Annotated in this window: 20 protein-coding genes and 1 pseudogene; all 21 read right to left on the bottom strand. The window is 43.0% G+C overall.

Going from position 1 to position 17,925, the window contains the following annotated elements; translation table 11 throughout:
* Positions 1 to 255, bottom strand: a pseudogene (locus RH40_RS00670) (hypothetical protein); the annotation flags it as partial.
* Positions 248 to 694: a hypothetical protein gene (locus tag RH40_RS00665; RefSeq protein ID WP_009599306.1), complete on the bottom strand. Its 447-nt coding sequence runs from the start codon at positions 692 to 694 to the stop codon at positions 248 to 250. The pseudogene RH40_RS00670 and the gene RH40_RS00665, both read right to left, overlap by 8 nt.
* A complete protein-coding gene (locus tag RH40_RS00660; protein ID WP_009599305.1) occupies positions 684 to 1,076 on the bottom strand; it encodes a hypothetical protein in 393 nt (130 codons plus the stop codon). The genes RH40_RS00665 and RH40_RS00660 overlap by 11 nt, the downstream gene beginning before the upstream one ends.
* A gap of 6 nt (positions 1,077 to 1,082) precedes the next feature.
* The gene (locus RH40_RS00655) at positions 1,083 to 2,402 is read right to left on the bottom strand and encodes a FliI/YscN family ATPase (RefSeq protein WP_009599304.1); all 1,320 of its coding nucleotides are present in this window, start codon (positions 2,400 to 2,402) and stop codon (positions 1,083 to 1,085) included.
* The gene (locus RH40_RS00650; protein ID WP_009599303.1) at positions 2,386 to 4,434 is read right to left on the bottom strand and encodes an EscV/YscV/HrcV family type III secretion system export apparatus protein; all 2,049 of its coding nucleotides are present in this window, start codon (positions 4,432 to 4,434) and stop codon (positions 2,386 to 2,388) included. Before RH40_RS00650 ends, RH40_RS00655 begins: the two co-directional genes overlap by 17 nt.
* Positions 4,435 to 4,436: 2 nt before the next feature.
* Positions 4,437 to 4,793 (bottom strand): hypothetical protein, encoded by a 357-nt coding sequence (locus RH40_RS00645; protein ID WP_009599302.1) that lies wholly within the window; start codon positions 4,791 to 4,793, stop codon positions 4,437 to 4,439.
* 106 nt (positions 4,794 to 4,899) lie between these two features.
* Complete coding sequence (locus RH40_RS00640; RefSeq protein WP_009599301.1) at positions 4,900 to 8,616, bottom strand: type III secretion system effector BopA family protein; 3,717 nt, start codon at positions 8,614 to 8,616, stop codon at positions 4,900 to 4,902.
* A 46-nt stretch (positions 8,617 to 8,662) separates the two neighbouring features.
* Positions 8,663 to 9,037 carry a chaperone SicP gene (sicP, locus tag RH40_RS00635; RefSeq protein WP_009599300.1) on the bottom strand — a complete coding sequence of 125 codons (375 nt, stop codon included), beginning with the start codon at positions 9,035 to 9,037 and terminating at the stop codon, positions 8,663 to 8,665.
* 24 nt (positions 9,038 to 9,061) lie between these two features.
* Positions 9,062 to 10,072, bottom strand: coding sequence for an HrpJ domain-containing protein (locus tag RH40_RS00630; RefSeq protein WP_009599299.1), 1,011 nt, complete (start codon positions 10,070 to 10,072; stop codon positions 9,062 to 9,064).
* A complete protein-coding gene (locus tag RH40_RS00625) occupies positions 10,069 to 10,740 on the bottom strand; it encodes a type III secretion protein (RefSeq protein ID WP_009599298.1) in 672 nt (223 codons plus the stop codon). The genes RH40_RS00630 and RH40_RS00625 overlap by 4 nt, the downstream gene beginning before the upstream one ends.
* Complete coding sequence (locus RH40_RS00620; protein ID WP_009599297.1) at positions 10,737 to 11,315, bottom strand: type III secretion system domain-containing protein; 579 nt, start codon at positions 11,313 to 11,315, stop codon at positions 10,737 to 10,739. Before RH40_RS00620 ends, RH40_RS00625 begins: the two co-directional genes overlap by 4 nt.
* A 7-nt stretch (positions 11,316 to 11,322) precedes the next feature.
* Positions 11,323 to 12,045, bottom strand: a complete 723-nt coding sequence (gene sctJ / locus RH40_RS00615) for a type III secretion system inner membrane ring lipoprotein SctJ (protein WP_009599296.1) — start codon at positions 12,043 to 12,045, stop codon at positions 11,323 to 11,325.
* A complete protein-coding gene (sctI, locus tag RH40_RS00610; protein WP_009599295.1) occupies positions 12,042 to 12,347 on the bottom strand; it encodes a type III secretion system inner rod subunit SctI in 306 nt (101 codons plus the stop codon). Before sctI ends, sctJ begins: the two co-directional genes overlap by 4 nt.
* The gene (locus tag RH40_RS00605) at positions 12,325 to 12,642 is read right to left on the bottom strand and encodes an EscG/YscG/SsaH family type III secretion system needle protein co-chaperone (protein WP_009599294.1); all 318 of its coding nucleotides are present in this window, start codon (positions 12,640 to 12,642) and stop codon (positions 12,325 to 12,327) included. The genes sctI and RH40_RS00605 overlap by 23 nt, the downstream gene beginning before the upstream one ends.
* A complete protein-coding gene (gene sctF / locus RH40_RS00600) occupies positions 12,639 to 12,854 on the bottom strand; it encodes a type III secretion system needle filament subunit SctF (RefSeq protein WP_009599293.1) in 216 nt (71 codons plus the stop codon). Before sctF ends, RH40_RS00605 begins: the two co-directional genes overlap by 4 nt.
* Positions 12,855 to 12,863: 9 nt before the next feature.
* A complete protein-coding gene (locus RH40_RS00595) occupies positions 12,864 to 13,565 on the bottom strand; it encodes a helix-turn-helix domain-containing protein (protein WP_009599292.1) in 702 nt (233 codons plus the stop codon).
* Positions 13,566 to 13,814: 249 nt separating this feature from the next.
* On the bottom strand, positions 13,815 to 14,873 hold the full coding sequence (locus RH40_RS19990) for a hypothetical protein (RefSeq protein ID WP_009599291.1): 1,059 nt from the start codon (positions 14,871 to 14,873) through the stop codon (positions 13,815 to 13,817).
* Positions 14,874 to 14,892: 19 nt separating this feature from the next.
* Complete coding sequence (locus RH40_RS00585) at positions 14,893 to 15,369, bottom strand: type III secretion protein (protein ID WP_009599290.1); 477 nt, start codon at positions 15,367 to 15,369, stop codon at positions 14,893 to 14,895.
* Positions 15,370 to 15,435: 66 nt separating this feature from the next.
* On the bottom strand, positions 15,436 to 16,047 hold the full coding sequence (sseD, locus tag RH40_RS00580) for a type III secretion system translocon protein SseD (RefSeq protein ID WP_009599289.1): 612 nt from the start codon (positions 16,045 to 16,047) through the stop codon (positions 15,436 to 15,438).
* Positions 16,048 to 16,063: 16 nt separating this feature from the next.
* Entirely contained in the window at positions 16,064 to 17,458 is a 1,395-nt protein-coding gene (sctE, locus tag RH40_RS00575; RefSeq protein WP_009599288.1) for a type III secretion system translocon subunit SseC family protein, read from the bottom strand.
* Entirely contained in the window at positions 17,451 to 17,924 is a 474-nt protein-coding gene (locus RH40_RS00570; RefSeq protein WP_009599287.1) for a SycD/LcrH family type III secretion system chaperone, read from the bottom strand. The genes sctE and RH40_RS00570 overlap by 8 nt, the downstream gene beginning before the upstream one ends.
* Position 17,925: the final 1 nt, after the last annotated feature.

Raw genomic sequence — 17,925 nt, 5'->3', positions numbered from 1 at the left:
TACGCTAACCGGGGAGAAGAGTGTTGCGACAAGAAGGGGTTCCAATTCTTGCGCCAACTCATCACAAGGTTCCATCGACATGATCTCTGTAATACCTGAGCGCCAATCATTATCGCTGCACCAGATGCCGCTTTTACAATCGCCTCGATATGACCAGAATTGCCCCTGACCTGATATCTTTTCCAACGTAATTTGGCAGTTGCCGTTGCTTAGCCCAGTTCCAATCACACGTGCTAGCTTTAAATAATCACTCATTGCTCTGCACCTCAATACTAATATCTACAGCAAAACGATTCAGACGACTCTCAATTTTAGGCTTGATCCGAATCAATGACTCATACTGCCTCTTTGTCTTAGGTATCATTTCAATAGAGACACCATTTGCCTGAAAAGAAGCCACTACTGTCAGCCCCATCATTGGGCCATTTAATAGTTTAAACGATAGCTTATTTTCGGTTCTTGTAAGCTCAGCATTATTCCATTTTACAACACTATTTGACTTGCTGAGCTGCTCGAGTATATGTGCTGGGCATTTTATTCCGGTCTGCTTTTCTTTTTGAGAAAAATACGTATCTTCATTCGTTCTCAATAATGACAAAAATCTGTGTTTAAGTTCGTGGTCAGCTTCGCGTCTTTCTGCCACCCCTTCTACACGAAATAATTGAGGCTGGTTTGATTCAATTCTAGTTGTCATTTAACACCTCTTTTAGCTTTTCTTGGCCACGAATTAAACTGGCCTGTTCTTCGCGAAGCTCATGTTGTGCTTGAGCGAGATTTTCAATTCGAGACTGCCATTCATCAACCAATGCAGCTTTGGCTCTTTCATCAACGTAAAGCTGATGTTTGGCTGCAAGTAATCTGTTTAAGCATGCGCGATCAAGAGTCTCTGAGGGAAGTGTCGTCTCTTCTAGTCTTGTTCTAGATTCTAACCAAGACTCATATGCCCTTTGTTTTTCTTGACGGCATTGCACTTTCTGACGCCTTAGTTCATTTAGCTGACTTTGTATACGTTCCTCTTTTCTTTTTCGCAGTGCCAGTAACTGCCGAATCAAAGGACTTTCTTGATCACTTAACATCGCTATCTACCCCCTGCACAGGGTATCAAGCTGCTCTAGAACTTGCTCAAAGTCTGTTTGTTCATGAGTATCTTGACACAAGAAGCGTTCGATTTGCTTGTACTTATCAACCGCTTCATCCGTCTCAGAATCTTGGCCAACTTGATACTCTCCTACCCTTATCAATAGTTGCACCTCTTGGTAGAGTGCCAGTAGGTGGCGAAGATGATTTGCATTTGCTTTGTGTTGACCTGTCACGATCTGATCCATAACACGGCTTACACTAGCGTTAACATCGATGGCTGGGTAGTGTCCAGAGCCAGCCAGCTTACGTGACAGAACAACGTGACCATCCAATATCGACCTAACCTCATCAGCAACAGGTTCATTAATATTATCGCCCTCGACCAACACGGTATATATCGCAGTAATGCTACCAACAGAGGCGGGGCCCGCCCTTTCGAGTAAGGAAGCCAATTGAACAAAGACACTTGGAGGAAAACCATTTGCAACAGGAGGCTCTCCCGCTGCCAAGCCAATTTCTCTTCCAGCGCGGGCAAATCGAGTTAAGGAATCCACCATCAATAATACATTCTGCCCCTTATCACGAAAATATTCCGCGATCGTTGTTGCCGTCATTGCCGCCTTAAAGCGTTCAAGTGGCGGTTTATCTGACGTCGCAACCACTAAAACCATTTTTTCTCTTACGCTGGGAGGCAAGCAATATTCAATAAACTCCCTAACCTCTCTACCTCTTTCTCCGACCAAAGCCAGCACCACAACATCTGCATCACAATGGCCCGCCAACATACCCAAAAGTGTACTTTTCCCTCCTCCTGCGGCAGCAAAAATACCAATTCTCTGGCCTATTCCTATTGTTAATGTCGAATCTATCGCTCTTACTCCAGTACGCATGACTTGAGTAATCAATTTTCTTTTTAGAGGATCGGGCGCCTCTCCTTGGTTATCTTTCCATTCACCATGCCAACGAACGCCTTCCATACTTTGTCCAAGACCATCAACAACTTTGCCCAATAACTCATCACCTACCATCACACGGTGTCCATGTCCGACAGGTTCAACTCTCATATCCGTCCCAATACCTGTTGTGGCTCGGAAAGGAGACAACCAAGCTTCCTCTCCACGAATAGCAACGACTTCGGCTTTCAAGTCTTCTCCAATAGTACAAAGTTCACCTTGTCTCGCCCCCGGTAATGTCGAGCGAATCAATGTTGGGGTTACTTCCAGGATTTTACCAAAGTGCCTTGAGTCTGGGGCAAAAGGTAAAGGAGGAAAAAGTCTTGCATTAAGTTTTTCTTGCATTAAAGCTTTATCCGGCAATTGCATCTGGCACCTCACCTAATGTATCCACTTGAGCGATAACCTTTATGTTGGCATCATCACCAATTTCCTGAAATGACAAGACTGAGGTGACGGGTAAAGAGGGCTCGATAATCTTGCGTAAGTAACGCCGAACATCTAATGAAGTCAACAAAACACAAGGTAAGTGCGACGGCAGCTTGCTTTTTACTAGACTGATAATGTGTTGTTCTTGATCAGGTTCAAGCGCACTATAAGCCCCTACAGCTGATTGACGAATCGACTCACGAATTTGGTTCTCGATATTTTCCCCAATGATCAAAATAGGTATCCAACCTTCGTCAACCGTGAATTTGCGTCGAATATGTCGTCTTAGTGAAACACGCACATATTCCGTCAGCATAATGGTATCTTTTTCCTTAGATGCCCATTCAACTAAGGTTTCAAAGATCGTTCTCAAATCACGAATAGATATGTTTTCTTCAACAAGTCGCTGGAGAATTTCAGTCACTTTACTCACAGGCAGAAGACGTTGTAACTCCTTAACCAACTCGGAGTAACGCATTTCCATTGAGTCCATAAGGTAACGAGTTTCTTGCACACCAAGGAACTCCTTGGCAAAGTGTTTAGCCGCGCCTTCCACCAAGTAGACAATTCTATCATTGCCGGTGTACATCTCGATCTGCATGGATTGTAGTCTTGCTTGTTGCTCAAGCCCAAACCAAAACAGTGCCTGTTTATTGAAGGGAAGAAGAGATTCTTTGCTCTCAATATCATCGATGCGATTTAATGCCAGAATAGAGTTAGGCTCGATAGCGGTGGTATATAACGGCTCTTGATACAACAATAATTCTAAGTCATGCTTTCGCTCACCTCGGAGCACCTGAACTTGAATTTCAGGCAATGGCAAACCCAGCTTTTCAAATAACGCCCATCGTAACTTTTGTAGAGAGTGATTTAACTCACTGTTGAATAACTCTTCTCCAACAGCAACCATAAAAGGAACCGCACCTGGCGTCATTTCTTTATCGTTGTAATCATCATTGTTATCATTAGAAATAAAATTAGATTGTTGTTCTGCTTTGCCCTTCTCCTTCTTGCTCAGATAGTAAGAAGCCCCTAAGACAGCCATTCCTAATGGCCCAAAGACAAACCAAGGAAAGCCTGGGATAATGGCGAACACGAACATAACAGCCGCAGCCATTTGTAAAGAAGAAGGCTGACGGGAAACCTGTTGAACCAATTCACTGGCAAGGTTAGTTTTTGTTTCTCCGGGAACACGAGTGACAATCAAGCCTGCGGTTATAGAGATTAGTAATGAAGGTATTTGAGCAATCAGACCGTCCCCAACAGATAAGATCGCATAGGTACTCACGGCTTCGGAGGCAGACATATTGTGTTGTAAAACTCCAACCGCAATGCCACCAAAGATGTTGGTTAAAATAACAATAACACTGGCTATTGCGTCCCCTTTAACGAACTTCATTGCGCCATCCATAGCCCCATAAAGTTGGCTCTCCTTCTGTACGATTGAGCGTTGACGCTTGGCTTCTTTGGCATCAATAATCCCGGCTCGCATATCACCATCAATGCTCATTTGCTTTCCGGGCATTCCATCCAAAGAAAAGCGCGCACTGACCTCAGCAACACGTTCTGAACCCTTAGTGATAACAATAAACTGAACAATGGTAATGATGGCAAATACAATGATACCGACCGCTAAGTTTCCCCCAACAACAAAATCACCGAAGGTATAAACGATTTCACCAGCATCATGTTGAAGCAAAATTAATCGACTGGTACTTATGGTCAATGCCAATCTGTACAGTGTCGTAATAAGCAACATTGAAGGGAACGCGGAGAATTCAAGAGGGTCTCGGATGTAAATGGCAATCATTAATAGGATGATGGACATCCCTAAATTTACCGCAATAAGTACATCTACCAAAGTAGTTGGAAGAGGCAAAATCATCATAAAAACCGCTAAAATTAGCATAGCGCTTAATATAATATCTTGTCTTCCAGCTACTTTTTCTAACCAACGAGCTATAAAAGGCATAGCTAACACCCTCCATTTAAATTTGTCAGGAATTGGCGCTGTCTTTGGCAAAGTCTAAGCCATTGATGTGCATCATAATCACGAGGACAAAGAGCACTTATCATCAATTGGTCGGAGATGGTAAAGACTCTTTGTGGAATACCAAAAAATCGCTCTGGTGAGTTAAGTTGAATCGCATCAGAGGTGCGCTGACCTTTGTCTATCAATGACCACGAGGTCAACATTAACCGTTCATCATGAGCTTCAATTCTCAACCCAAATGGAGGGTGTTCAAAAACAAGAACCTCTTCAACACGACATGGTGGAAGTGATAATAATTCAATAAATTGTTCGATATTTCGAGATAATTGTAAATCCATACCCACTCCATAGTTTACCTATATGGCTATGATGAAGTAGGCAGGAAGTAATGAGTATCAGGTCTACACCTGAATAAGCCCCGAATTAACTCGGGGCAAAAAGGCGCTATGCTGCGAATTTAACCAAGGCATCATCAACTTGTTGAGAACGCTTATCCCAGTCATCATCTTTATTCGTTATTGATTCAGGCATAAAAGCTTGTGCCATTTTTATGAGCTCAGCTTTACTACGTGCACTCTCTTTATCTATTTCTTTTCTACGATCAGAAGTGATCGACCTAACCTGTTGGATAAATGAGCTTTCCCATTGATCCTCAGGTAAATGGTTTAGCTGAATTAGCTCCCCAATTTCTTGCAAGGAATGACGAATTACATCTCCTTTACGTTGATCGTCCTTCATCTTGCTTTCAAGACGATTTAATGCGTCATCTATACGCTGCTGAGTCATTTTCTCTTTTGCCCTCTCATGGGCATCATTCAAACCAAGAAAATTGGTCGAGCCAATAAGATTTACAACGGTTCTTGCCATGTATGCACCAAGCGGCATCACCGCTGCTCCTGCTAAGGCAGCAACCGCTATTGCTCCCCCTCCTGTACCAGCAATAGCGAGAATAGCAACGGCTGCTGTTGCTGCCGCTCCCACCGCTACCGCGCTCGTAGTAACAAGGGTAAAAGCTTTCGCCTTCCAGTTCATTTCTTGCCATGAGTTCTTGGCATCTTGCCACATACGTTTTATCGCGCCCGTTTTATTGGTTTCAAAACAATCGCTAGCTAACGTACCTATATCCTGAAGAGCTTGACGCTGCATCGCGTAGGAAGTCACTGCTTTGGCTCGGTCACTAAAACTACCCTGCTGTTGAATTCCCTTCATCAAGGCATTCACCATGACTTCAGTGGAACGGTTTTGATTCACAACATTAGTCATCTTTTGTTCTGCCCAAGTCTGTACCATACCACCTAACATACCCGCCATGGGACGCGCTAATGAAGCTGCAGGTAAAGGAACGAATGAGGAAACCATGGTACTCGCCATACTCGCGATCAGACCATTACCAGTTGTACCTTTAGCCGCGCCCACCATATAGGGTGCACATTGTGCTAGATGAAGCAAAGCGATCATTTCTGCCGTCATTGACATCGAACTTTGACTGGGAATAAACTCACGCCGGCCTTGTAAGATATCCTTAACTTGATTTTCAACAGTACCAGTTTGCCATACCGTTGATGCCATAGCGACAAGGTCAGAGCCGAACCAACCAGTATTAGCACTGACAATTTGGTAAACATGCGTCAAATTCCCTGCAAGTGCTTGTGATTCCACCGGATGAGCCATCGCCCAATTATGCATATCACTAAGAGCTTTGGTGACCCCCTCATAGTTGGAAGTGTTTTTACCGTTTAAAAGAGTACTAGCGAGTTGCTGATAGGCTTCGGTGTAGCTATTAATCCCCGCTTTTGCCATCTGGCGATCTAAGATGAGACCGTTAAAATCTGGACGATAGTCACCCGACAAACTACCAGCAATGTTCTGTTTCACCCACGCAGACCAAGACTCTATGCTGTTTCCGCTAATATCAGGGTAACCTTTTTCACTATTAACTATTCGATCAAAACGAGTCAGTTCTAACATCGACTTTTCGTAGTCGTTATCAAGATGTTCAATTCGGTTGTCTAATTCCGCGAGTTTCTTTTCTGCATATTGGTACTCAAGTGCTTCAGGTTTCGTAGACAACTCAGTGTTTTTTCTCCAATCCTTACCTTGAAGATCAATAAGGAACTGTTCTTCACTTTTCAATTTGGTTTGTAAGTTTTGACGCTCTACAACGAGGGCTCGCACTTGATCATTGTTGTCTCTCAAAGCAGGCAAATATGACAAAAAACCCTGTAAATTAAGTCTCTTTACGTCAGTATCAATAGTTCGGTGCAGCATACTTTCTAGATCTGCCAACCTATTACCAACAGCCTCTCTTGTATCTAGCGCCTTTTGAACTAGTTGACATTGTGCGTCAAGACTTTCTAGACGAAACAATTGTTTCTCTGCCTCTTTAAGCATTCCTTGAGCCTGATGAGTGACACTGTCACACAAATTTGCCTCTATGAAAGTATTAAGAGAAGCTACATAGGCTTTTCCAGCGGTGACTTTCTGATCAAGATAATCTACATAACTAGGTAAATTCTGCGTGATGTTATCAGCTAACTGCTTGTTTCTAATGTCCTTAAAAATATCCACACCAGAGCGATTATTTGGCTCATAAGTGGTACTGTTGGTAGCATCCAACCAAGCGAAGCGGTGCTGCGTTTGAATCACATTTTCCGCAAGCCTACGCACTCTTTCACTGATATCAAGTGACGCCAAATCATTTTCTACGGGTTCCGTCAAATCTAAGTCTTCATAATCGACTACACCATCAGGTAATAACTTATCGCCCTTTATGACTGACCATGTATTACCCGTTATTGCTGCAAGTGTCGCCTCAAATTGATATTCCTCTGTAGGGTCTGTATTCTGGTACTGTTCAACTTCTTTGGTAAAAACAGCAGCAATGTGACGTAATTGAGTTATCTTATTCGGTATGTCTAACCTTGCTTCGATACCCTCCTTTTCTTCGTGTAGTTTTTCACGGCTCTGATTCAGCGCCTGTCTTATGAGGTTGAGTGCTCCAAATTGTGCTTTTTGTTCCTTTGTATTGAACGGTGTTTGAACCTCATCAGCCAATGAAGGGACTTTCTCTGCCAGCACTTCTGATAGTACTCGCAAATTGACTGTCGACATATCCGCCGTATATTGACCCAGCTTTTTTGCCAAACGATTTGCTAGCACTTCACTATCTAAACGTGGAGAATCATGAATCAGCTCAAAGCTCAATTTTGTTAACTCAGGTGATAAAGAAGATTTGAGATTTTGCGAACAGTTCTCATGGAATTGTTGATACGCAGCATAATCAGTAGATTCAGCCTTCCAAGCGACTTTGTATTGACTCACAAATGAATCAACACTCTTTAACTGCTTAATTTCAGTAGCTAGAGCTTCATTTAGCTGTCTGGCGTCACTTTGTTGATGTTCAGGTAGACCATCAACCGCTGATTGGATATCACTCAATTTGTCGTTCAACGTTTGAATACGCTCAGCAAAAAACGTAAGTGTCTTGGTCATCTTTTCTGAGGAGAGTGGTGTTTGAAAAATCTCAGCAAGATCACCGATAGCGTCATTAAAAGAAGAGTCTGTAATAGCCTGATTATAATCCGCAACCAGCTGCTGCAAATGCTGCATTGACTCTGTTTCACTGTAAAGAAAACTGCTGATATATGACAGCGAACTTGGCAGAGGCAATGATACTGGACATGAATAATTAGACAGTAGTTTTACAGCTTGTTCCAGCTGTGACAAAGAAGTCAACGGTAGCTGAGGTTTAGTCTCGGCTTCCTGAGGCTCCGATCCAATGCGCTCTTGTGCGCTGACAGTAATAGGTTGGCTTTGAGTTATCCCTTGCGTCACATGTTCGATCAAACGGGATGTGAGTGGTGTCTGCCCACTGTAATCCATTTTATTCGCCACTTTGAGGGCATACTCTTCACCACGTTCGTGAGCAAGCGCGTTCAGGAATACCCCTAACGTTTTAAGGTTGCTCTCTGTTTGTTTTTGGGCAAACTCCTGGACAGCAGCCAAGTTATTAAGCAAAGGCATCTGGCTAAGCCAATGCATCACTTTATCTGAAAAGCTAAACTGGGCTTCAACAATGACAGGATTACCAGAGACATTATCGGCTAAAGCAAACCGTCCGCCTCCAACGCTCTCGGTAAATTGATTGAGTTCAATTGGCATAATAACCCCCTACTGTTATCGTGTTGCTCTCACTGGGTGAAAGATCTTAGTGAAAGTCGCTGTGTATCTTTTCATATTGATTTACCACTTCGGTTAACTGGTCAAAAATCTCGTCACCATCTTGCGGATTTTCAACTCGAACCTGATAAAGCAGTGCACGACCATTTTCCTCAAAATAAATGTGTCCTGAACCCGTATGGCTTAATATGTGATTAAACCGCATCGCTTCTTTTAAAATTCGGTGTTCTGATTCAGGCTCAACTTTTGTCAGCATACAATTGAACAACCAATCTTGTTCATCGGCCAATATTGATACCATTAGACAGTCATCCAATAACAACATGCATTGATTTGACTGGTCAAACACCAGTGGTAGCCCTAGCTTTTCACCAAGACGGCTGAGTAATAGTTCATGATTCATAGTCATTCTCCCCTAAAGGGTTGCTCAGTCATTCCATTGTTCAGACAGCTCAAGCATCACTTCTTGAACGTGCTCTTTTTGTTCTGGGTCGCGATAACAACTTTCCGACATCACTGTCATTAGATCTTTCCAACGTCTCAAGAAAACAATTTTTTTATCATCACCGAGAGATAAACGTCCGATCAAAACAGCCAGTGCATCTGGATAAACCCATGATTGCTCTAACAACTCAATGGTTAACGACATGACGGCATCACTGCCTAGCCCCATTGTTCGAGCTAATCCCGCACAATGCTCTTCAAACGTCAGGAATAAAAGTAGTCGCCTAAGATCACTAATCGTTGCCGCTACCATGGTCATATCGTCACGCCTTTGCCCTTCATCCAAAGGTTCGGCCATTGAACGAATTAGGATTTGAATATACTTGGCCCTATCTTTGTGACGTTCGAGTAACTCAAACCAGTGAGCGAGCCCCTTCTCTCCTCGTTTAGCATGTTGATAAAGCTGTCGAACGGCCCTCAGTCCCTCTTTATCAAGTTTCATCCCTTGTGTTGAAGCAAGAATTTCTAACTCGATGTCCTCTTGGGCCATAATTTCGGACAAACGCTTTTTAAGCTGTTTTTTAATCGCAGGATCTAACCCTTTGAAGGAAAGCAAAGATGTCAAAACAAGTGCTGTATCTCCTTGGCTCAAGCCCGATTTATCGAGAGCTGCCAGTATTTGCCCTCCATCTTTCATCTGTGAAAGCTGTTCCGAGATACGATTCACCGAATCTCTAGCCATTTTGTCCATTTGTTGAAGCAGCTTTTCCATACTATTCATCATTGGATCTTGAACTTTATCGCCAAGATTTAAACGCTTCATGGTACTACTTAGGCCCAGACTCAGACCCTCGATGGTCTCTTCTAGAGCTTCCGCTCTCACCTCCGCCAAGGCTGAGCTTGCCATACTTGCCGTAGACTCCTGAGTTTGGCTACTCGGCCTTGAATTCTGGAATGCATGCAAATCGATGTTCGCACTACCATCAACTCTCATAATCTTGCTCCTACTGATGCCATCTCGTTGGGTTGCTCATCATGCGAGAATGAATTCAGCAACACATCTAACTGCTGTTGTAAGTCGATGCGTACGATAAGGCTTTTTGACTCCAACTCAGCTTGAGTATCATTCAGATTTGGATCAATCTTAACTGTCACTTGATCACCCAAAACTGCCTCAACTTCTGCAAACCTTTCACGACTTACCTTTACATTCAGGCTTTGTTTTTTCGTCTGCTGACACACTTGATCCGTGAGCCTTTTAATCAAAAACTGACTTACATCCTGTTCGACCGCCCACTGTTCAACAACTGCCCGAACCTGCTGTCGGATTTGCTCTCTGGCGCCATCAATTAATTGGCTTTCGATATCCGACTCCTGTACCAACCAAGTCACTGAATCTTCTATGGCCTGCTGCTCTGCTTTTGCTCTCCAAGATAATTCAAGGCTTTGTGCTTTCTCTTGGGCTGAGCGAATAATCTCATCAGCTTGTTGATGCGCATGTTCACGCCCGGCTCTTGCCTGACGCAATATTTTGGCAACCCGCTCACGAAGACGTGATTCACGTCGATTCGTTCTAATTGCGGCGTCTATCTGCCGCTTTGAAACAGTATTTCCTGTTCTCTCTAGCTCGCAGTGGAAAACGGAAATGGAAAATGGGCTCATAAAAATCGCTCCAATCTAAATATCCAACTGATCAATTTTTCGACTTCCCAATCTTTTTGCTCATGACCGAATTCTTCAACGGGCAAACTAAAACAAAGAACTGACCAAAATGGATTACCGTCAAAATATTTTTTCAAGGCCGAGGCTGCATAAAGTTCTGCCTGTTCGAGCATCTCTTCGGGCAGCCAGTTGGGAGCATTACCCCCCTCTGGCCACATTGCGATCAACTGTTCTATTTGTGTTTGACTGAACTGACTTTGAAGAACATGTCGATACTGGCTATCCCATAGATAATCTGGGCAATCTTGAGCAAGCAATGCGGCAGCAATTATCAGAGACTTAAGGTTAGGTAATAGATTTGCCCACCGGTAGATTTCGTCATCGATCTCATGAAGCCAAAAGGACTCATTCCCCGAACGGCGTAAAATCAAACTGTCTATTCTTCTCGCAATAAGTTCATTTTGAAGATAGTGACCCCGCCAAGACTCAAGTTGAAGTTTCTTCCACCACTGAGGATGAAGTCTTGTTCCAACTTGTCTCAACTCTCTATTTAACCTCAATAGTTCCGCTGACATATTCGCCTCACTTCCTTCGACCAAGTGCTAACCCTGCAACACCCGCTACTAGTATGCTTCCCAACCCAATTGTCACTGGTGTCTTGTTCTCTACTAACCAATTCTGATAACCTTTCCACTGTGAGGGCGTTTCAACAACGGGCTGATAACGAAATTCTGCAGGCTGTAAAAACAAGCTGATATTTTCATAACTCAAGTCAGGCACTGCATTTTTAATTAAATTTCGAATTTGCGATTCTGAGTTACCTAAATTCGCCTCGGGTGAATATTTGATATAAACAGAGGCAGACTTTTGATCCGGTGTTTGATGTGAACTAGAGGCGCTGCTATCATTTTGTGCAATGGAGACTCGTGCACTAATAACACCATCCATATTCGACAATGTCCTCTCAAGCTGTTGCTCTTTGAGGTAGCTCATCTTTGCTTCTTCCTGTGCCGGCGATGATACCAATTGCCCGGAGGGGAACAACTGCTCGATTCCCACATACTCGGCTTTGGGATAACCATTCTGCCTCAAGAGTTCAACGGCATTGATGAACTGATCTTTTTCTATCTTCAGGGTAACTTTCCCTGTTTTTGCATCCATTTCAGAGCTGGCATCGATATGATTTAACATCAATAGCGCGACCATTTGATTGGCTTCTGCTTGAGGTAAGTTCTGATAGAGTTGAACTTTACAACCTGAAAGAAGCAGTGCCAGTAATAAGGCTAACCATCTAAGCTTTTTCATTGCATTGTCACCAATTTGTTTATTGATTGAGAAAGGCTACCGGCAGTTTTAGCTGCAAGGTCGACCTCCACCAAAGAGCGAGTCACGAGAGCCTGACTCTGAATGGCCTGACCGGGAGAAATACTTAATTGAGAACTTACATCGGGCATGGGCCCGACAATATCGTTCAGCCTACCCGTATCCTGAGTACCTTTTTGCATCAGTTGACTAAACTTATCGACCATTTCTTTATCAGGGTTTACCGCCTCAGTTTGCTTATCAAGTGCGGTATAAGTTGCTTTAGCGATTGCACTGAGCTCCATTTTGGCCTCCTGTTATCAATGAACAAATCTTCGATGTGTCGGCTGAGGCTGGAACGGACTGGTATAAGAACCTCAACCCGTCTGCCTGAGCCGTCTTTATTCCATTCAGAGAGCGCAATGCATCTGCTCGCTTATTTAAAGCAAAATACACCAAGCTACTGAGTACTTGTCGGTCCTCAATGTCTTCAACCAACTGAGGAAAAACTTTCAATATGGTAAGAGCCTGTTTTTCAAGACCATGGTTGGCCGCTGCTAACGCGGACTCTACCAAAAGTTGCTTATTGTTAGTTTTCATATCTTCGCTATGATCCCCTGAACCATGTCTTTGACAGCCTTAATAAGCGCGCTTTCATAACCCATAAAGTTTGAATATTGTTGAACAGCAAATTGAGCTTGCATCATTTGCTCAGGGTTGTTCGGGTCTGCGTTGGCCATTTTAGTTTGAATGTCTTGCGCTGATTGCGCAGACATTTGAGATAACTGGTTGATAACAGCATTAAGATCCATAACGACCTCCTATTTTCTGCTTGAACGTAAATCAGAGGGACTGCATTGATAACGTTTCCTGAACGCTCCAATAAAGTGAGAATGACTACTAAAACCTGAATCTAAAGCGACCTCAGAGATTTTCCTATCGGTGTCCAAAATGATTTGCTTGGCATAAGACAATCTCTGTTCAGTCAACCAACTCTTAGTTGATTGTCCATAATGCCTATAAAATGCTGTATTGAGCTTAGTCACATCCATCTCAAGTAGTTGAGCGTATTTTGCTACTGGCCATGGCTCGTATGCATTTTCATTGACAAAATCAAACACCCTGTCATTTTGATCACAGTACTGATTTAATAATTGAGAAAAATAAGGCTTATCCATCTCTAAGCAGTATGTACAAACAAACCTCAGCATCACTTCTTTACTAACTTTATGTAACTGCTGGATAACATTGACCAACTCATCAAAAACTGGGATCGGCTTTACTTGATAACTTTGGCTGGGGTAGGCTTTTTGGTTTGGGCAAATAAGTTCTGTCAGCAGTGGGTATACTTGTGAAATTTCGCCAGGATAGAAAAAAATACTCAGCCAATCTGAGCGATTCGAAGCATGCACTTCGGCTTCTTCCCCAACCATCACCAATTGATTAGCTTCAATTTGAGATTTTTTACCGTGATAATCTATGTAGCCTGGTTTAAGAAATAACACTACTTGTAATGCGTGCATACCTGTCACCTTTCAAATTTCTCTTATAATCAATTTGCCTTAAAGAGTAATAAGTAGATATCAGGTGAACACCTGAAGTGAGTAGAATGTTCAGAAAATAAATAGCATGTCAGACTGTTCAACAAATAAAAAAGGGTACGCAAGTACCCTTATATTCAAGTAACCTCAGGCTGCTAGATTTAGCCAATTAAGCCCTCCTTGCAGACAAGACAGAAACTTAAACTCTAACCATCGAAATCAACAACATAATCAGAATGAAATGGAATGTGAACGTCCCCGAGATTCAGGTATTGTGACTCCGGATGATTTAGCAATAATTTCAAATAATTTGAGCCTTACATCCGTCAATATATTCTCTGCTGATTCCAACTCTGCTTTCAGCTTATCAATCTGTTGATCCTTACTTGCCACCAAGCTGTTCTTTACTTTGACACGATCTTCTAATTCGGCAATGTTCTCACTCATACCATGGATAATTTTTCCTCCAGTGTGCACTTTTGATCTCAACTCACCGACTAGGTTTTTAGCCCCACCGATAACATCTTGCTGATTTTCTGCTCTGTCTAGTAAGCGCTGTTTTAAATCTTTTTCTGCACTCTTCAATTTCTCATTATGTTTCTCAAGGCCGATCTCAGCTGTTTTTGAGGGGAGCTCAGTTAGACTATGCGCCTTGTGTGCAACGTGTAATGCTTGCTCTACAACGGTGATTGCCTTTCCAGCAACACCAGCGACTTCTGCAGGACTGGCATATATGGTTCCAACAAGAAGCCCAGCTCTAGAGACTGCTGATGTCACGGTACCCATTGTTTTAGCATATTGCTCCGTGTAAGTGCACTTACTCGCAGCCCAATTGACAAAGCCTGCTACCGAGTCACCTTTCATGGTAAAACCTTCACCACCCGCTTTTAAGTCACGCCAATGAGCAAACCCCGTCCCAGCATCTGCAACAGCAAGCGTGAAGGCGACACCAGTAGCGGCGATAAGAGGTGCGCCAGCTCCCGCCGTTAGAACCGTGCCTGCAATCGCGAGTCCTAGACCAACACCCGCTAAAACAACTTTACTAATTTGTGCAATAAAGTCTTTTTTTGCTATGTCGATGTTGGCTTTCTTTGCTGTTTCATTATGTTGATGAATCTCATCAAGACCGTCTGTTATCGTCTTATGTGGAGCAATGCTGTCTTCATTTGGTAAGGTAATTTGGTGAGGGTTGAATTGGAGGCTCTCGGCAATAGAAGAATTGGTTCGTTCGTTTGTAGTCGGTGCGATGTTTATCGCTCCCTGGCAATTAATACTCAAAGAATTATTCATACTTAGCTCTCTCAAATAACTATTGGATTGAATACAATGCTGATTGAGCAAGACTCCGCACGTCTGGCTGCACTGGAGAAACGTAGCTTTGATCGATGCTTGTTTGTAATGCCTCGATAGCCTCTTTCATCATGCCTAATGAGTTAAAACACTGACCAATCCTGAACGTCACAGCAGCATCTCTAGCATCCATCATGGCAGCGTAACCATAAAAAACCATCGCGTTTTGGTATTGCTTTTCAGCATGCAAACATGAGGCTAAACCAACCAAATACAGTCGATTCCATGGATTATTCATCACCAGATAAGTAAATTTAGTTAATGCCTCGTCCATCTCTTCGGCAGCATAATGAGCCACAGCTTCAACATAGAGGTTATTGAGTTCGCTTTCACTCACGTTATTAACCTGCGCGAGCGTCTTTTTATCTTCAAGAACTTGTTTGACCAATTCTCCAAGTTCTTCGTAATTCACTTCATTGTAACCAGTGGAATTCATAAGTAACTCCCTAGGCAAATACTGGGATTCAGTATTTGCCTATATATTAGAGGTTTATAGGTGGGATTAGTTTTTAACGGCTGAAGAGATTCGACCATGTAATTCAACCAAGTCTTTAACAAGAGAACGCATTTGCTCGGATATTTGCATTGCCTTTTCTCTTGATTCCCCAATATTTTTGGTATAGCTCTGTGCATTCATTGATTGAAACTCACCTTCAGTTTTTTCTATTTCAGCATTTTTAGTCATTTCAGCTGAAACAACGGTTCCAATACCAGAAAGCGAATCCCCAGCACCCTTTCCTAGATGGGTTGTAGCTTCACCCAGACCGGTAGATTTTGAAAATCCCGCACCAGCCATTCCAGCAATACCGGCACCGATTTGAAGCACACCCGATAATATGGAAGATTCACACGCTTTCGAAATCGCCTCTTTTTTAGTATCCATTGAGGCTTTTTGGATATCCCAACCGAGCTCCTGCTGTTTCTGGTTGTACTGTTGAAGCACATCACGCAATTTTTGCATTACTTCAGAAAGTTTAATCATTAAATCGTTTAACTGAGCGATTGCTTCCATACCATCACAATCAGAAATGCTGTGGTCTGTCTTGACGGTTAAATCATCATTTACCGCAGGAGCACTAACCGGAGTAGGTGTATTAGTTTGTACAGTTGTCATAATTATTTCCTCATTTTTAAATCGATGATGTCGCAATTCGAGCTTGCAAGCTGCCAGTTTGACTAATTACATTGCTGGCTCCGCTTACTGCGTCACCCTGCTTATCAAACAGATCTTTAATGGACTTTGTCTGCTGTTCTTTTGCTTTGTTGTACCACTCGTAGCAAAACTCCATAAAATTCTGCTTGAGGATCAGTTCTTCAATTTGCTTTTGCAACTTAGCTTTCTCGATACCTATGGCGCCACTAGTAACAGCTTTACTTGATCCAGCGGTTGCTCGAACTATCTCTAGCGAGGTATAAGTGCAAGCTTTAAAGACGGCTTTAAAGACCTCTTGACTGACATTTTTGGACACTTGTTTGGTGAGTTCCTCAGCCGTTAGAGTCACGCCTTTTTTAATCGCCTGTTCAGCGGTTTCTTTGACTGCATTGGTTACTAATTCACGAATTGCATCTTCGCTGAAAGCTTTTGCCAAGGCTTTGGAGATCTGACCGCTTTGCTCTGCCCCTTCCTTCATCAATTGCTGCATCACTTGCTGGCCGACCTGCTCGGAGACTTGCTTGCCGACATTTTCAGCCACCGTTGCAATTTCTTTGGTTGAACCTTTACCAATACTTTCGATTAACTTGGGTGCCGCCTCTTTCATTGCGGTTTCTGTACCTGTGGCAATGCCTCGTGTTGCAGAAATAGCGCGGCCAGCTTGGAAAATGTCACACGCCATGCCAACAATTTCTGCACCAAGCTGAACCTTAGATGCAACGTTAATGACATCCTGACATTTGTCTTTATCAGCACCACATAAAATGGCGGTTTCTGCGGCTGCTTTGACCATGCCAGCAAATCCAGCGGTCAAGTAAGCCGCCCCACTGGCGATGTCTAATGCACCACTCACATCACCAACCGCGACTCTAGCGACCCCTTCAAGCATCTTAAATGCACCAATAACAGCCTCGACAGCACCGACAATCCAGTCGAAAATAGCCCCAAAAATCCCCCCTTTATGGGCTTTGTTATTCTGTTCAATCTGCTTAGCTAATTGTTCTTGAAACTCTTTCACTTGTCGGTTGCGCGCCACTTCCTGAGCATCAGTCTTTATCTTCAATGATTTTGCGGCTGAGTTTGCTGTATCACCCAGAGCTTTGAGGCCTAGGTTAGTTGCCATCATCACGATGTCATTTATAGACGCTTTTTCGAGCTGCCCTACGCTGACACCATTATCTTTAACGATATTTTGTAATGCTTGGTTGGCTTGCTCAGTACTCACAACACCTTTCTTTTTCGATGTTTCTACTGTTCCAACAAAATGATTCGAGGCTGGCAAGTTAGCTTTTTTATCATCAGAACGCTCAATGCGACTAATATCTTGGGTACCGTTTAGCGGTAGTTGATTGTTGAGTGTGATACTAGACATCTTGTACCTCCTTTAATAAAGGTGCTAAAGCTTGCTTAGCCAATTGGGCAATCTCATCCCAATTGTTGTCTGAATGACAATTACAAACGCGTATTGCGGCTTGAAAAGATTTTGCCGCGTAGTGTATATTGCCAACCTCTAGGTAACTTTTTCCGGCGTAATACGGACTTCTCGGATCTTCGATATTGATAATGCCCGCTCGACTGAAACAAAAAATTGCTTCCTCATGTTGTTTGAGTTGCTGGCAGCAAGTACCAAGGGCAAAGAAGTAATCTGAGTTCCATTGATCGACTCGCATAAGCAAGTAAAATATTCGTTTTGCTCCTTCATAATCACCGTAGTTCATCAATTGAGAGCCATAACGAGACAATAAGTCGAGATCGTGTTGATCAATATCACCCAACATTTTGATCGATCCCCCTTGTTGGAGATACTCCTGAAGAGTTTCAAATTCATGCTCTTTCATA

It is taken from the genome of Vibrio caribbeanicus ATCC BAA-2122 (assembly GCF_000165125.1).
Lineage (GTDB): Bacteria > Pseudomonadota > Gammaproteobacteria > Enterobacterales > Vibrionaceae > Vibrio > Vibrio caribbeanicus.
This window is presented reverse-complemented; position numbering and strand designations above follow the sequence as displayed.

Coding starts and splice junctions, on each gene's coding strand:
- RH40_RS00645 (WP_009599302.1), bottom strand. CDS start 4,793: ATGGATTTACAATTATCTCGAAATATCGAACAATTTATTGAATTATTA.
- sseD (WP_009599289.1), bottom strand. CDS start 16,047: ATGACAACTGTACAAACTAATACACCTACTCCGGTTAGTGCTCCTGCG.
- sctJ (WP_009599296.1), bottom strand. CDS start 12,045: ATGAAAAAGCTTAGATGGTTAGCCTTATTACTGGCACTGCTTCTTTCA.
- RH40_RS00660 (WP_009599305.1), bottom strand. CDS start 1,076: ATGTTAAGTGATCAAGAAAGTCCTTTGATTCGGCAGTTACTGGCACTG.
- RH40_RS00620 (WP_009599297.1), bottom strand. CDS start 11,315: ATGTCAGCGGAACTATTGAGGTTAAATAGAGAGTTGAGACAAGTTGGA.
- RH40_RS00570 (WP_009599287.1), bottom strand. CDS start 17,924: ATGAAAGAGCATGAATTTGAAACTCTTCAGGAGTATCTCCAACAAGGG.
- RH40_RS00650 (WP_009599303.1), bottom strand. CDS start 4,434: ATGCCTTTTATAGCTCGTTGGTTAGAAAAAGTAGCTGGAAGACAAGAT.
- sctE (WP_009599288.1), bottom strand. CDS start 17,458: ATGTCTAGTATCACACTCAACAATCAACTACCGCTAAACGGTACCCAA.
- RH40_RS00605 (WP_009599294.1), bottom strand. CDS start 12,642: ATGAAAACTAACAATAAGCAACTTTTGGTAGAGTCCGCGTTAGCAGCG.
- RH40_RS00595 (WP_009599292.1), bottom strand. CDS start 13,565: ATGCACGCATTACAAGTAGTGTTATTTCTTAAACCAGGCTACATAGAT.
- RH40_RS00625 (WP_009599298.1), bottom strand. CDS start 10,740: ATGAGCCCATTTTCCATTTCCGTTTTCCACTGCGAGCTAGAGAGAACA.
- RH40_RS00585 (WP_009599290.1), bottom strand. CDS start 15,369: ATGAATTCCACTGGTTACAATGAAGTGAATTACGAAGAACTTGGAGAA.
- RH40_RS00665 (WP_009599306.1), bottom strand. CDS start 694: ATGACAACTAGAATTGAATCAAACCAGCCTCAATTATTTCGTGTAGAA.
- RH40_RS00655 (WP_009599304.1), bottom strand. CDS start 2,402: ATGCAATTGCCGGATAAAGCTTTAATGCAAGAAAAACTTAATGCAAGA.
- RH40_RS19990 (WP_009599291.1), bottom strand. CDS start 14,873: ATGAATAATTCTTTGAGTATTAATTGCCAGGGAGCGATAAACATCGCA.
- RH40_RS00640 (WP_009599301.1), bottom strand. CDS start 8,616: ATGCCAATTGAACTCAATCAATTTACCGAGAGCGTTGGAGGCGGACGG.
- sicP (WP_009599300.1), bottom strand. CDS start 9,037: ATGAATCATGAACTATTACTCAGCCGTCTTGGTGAAAAGCTAGGGCTA.
- sctI (WP_009599295.1), bottom strand. CDS start 12,347: ATGGAGCTCAGTGCAATCGCTAAAGCAACTTATACCGCACTTGATAAG.
- RH40_RS00630 (WP_009599299.1), bottom strand. CDS start 10,072: ATGAGAGTTGATGGTAGTGCGAACATCGATTTGCATGCATTCCAGAAT.
- sctF (WP_009599293.1), bottom strand. CDS start 12,854: ATGGATCTTAATGCTGTTATCAACCAGTTATCTCAAATGTCTGCGCAA.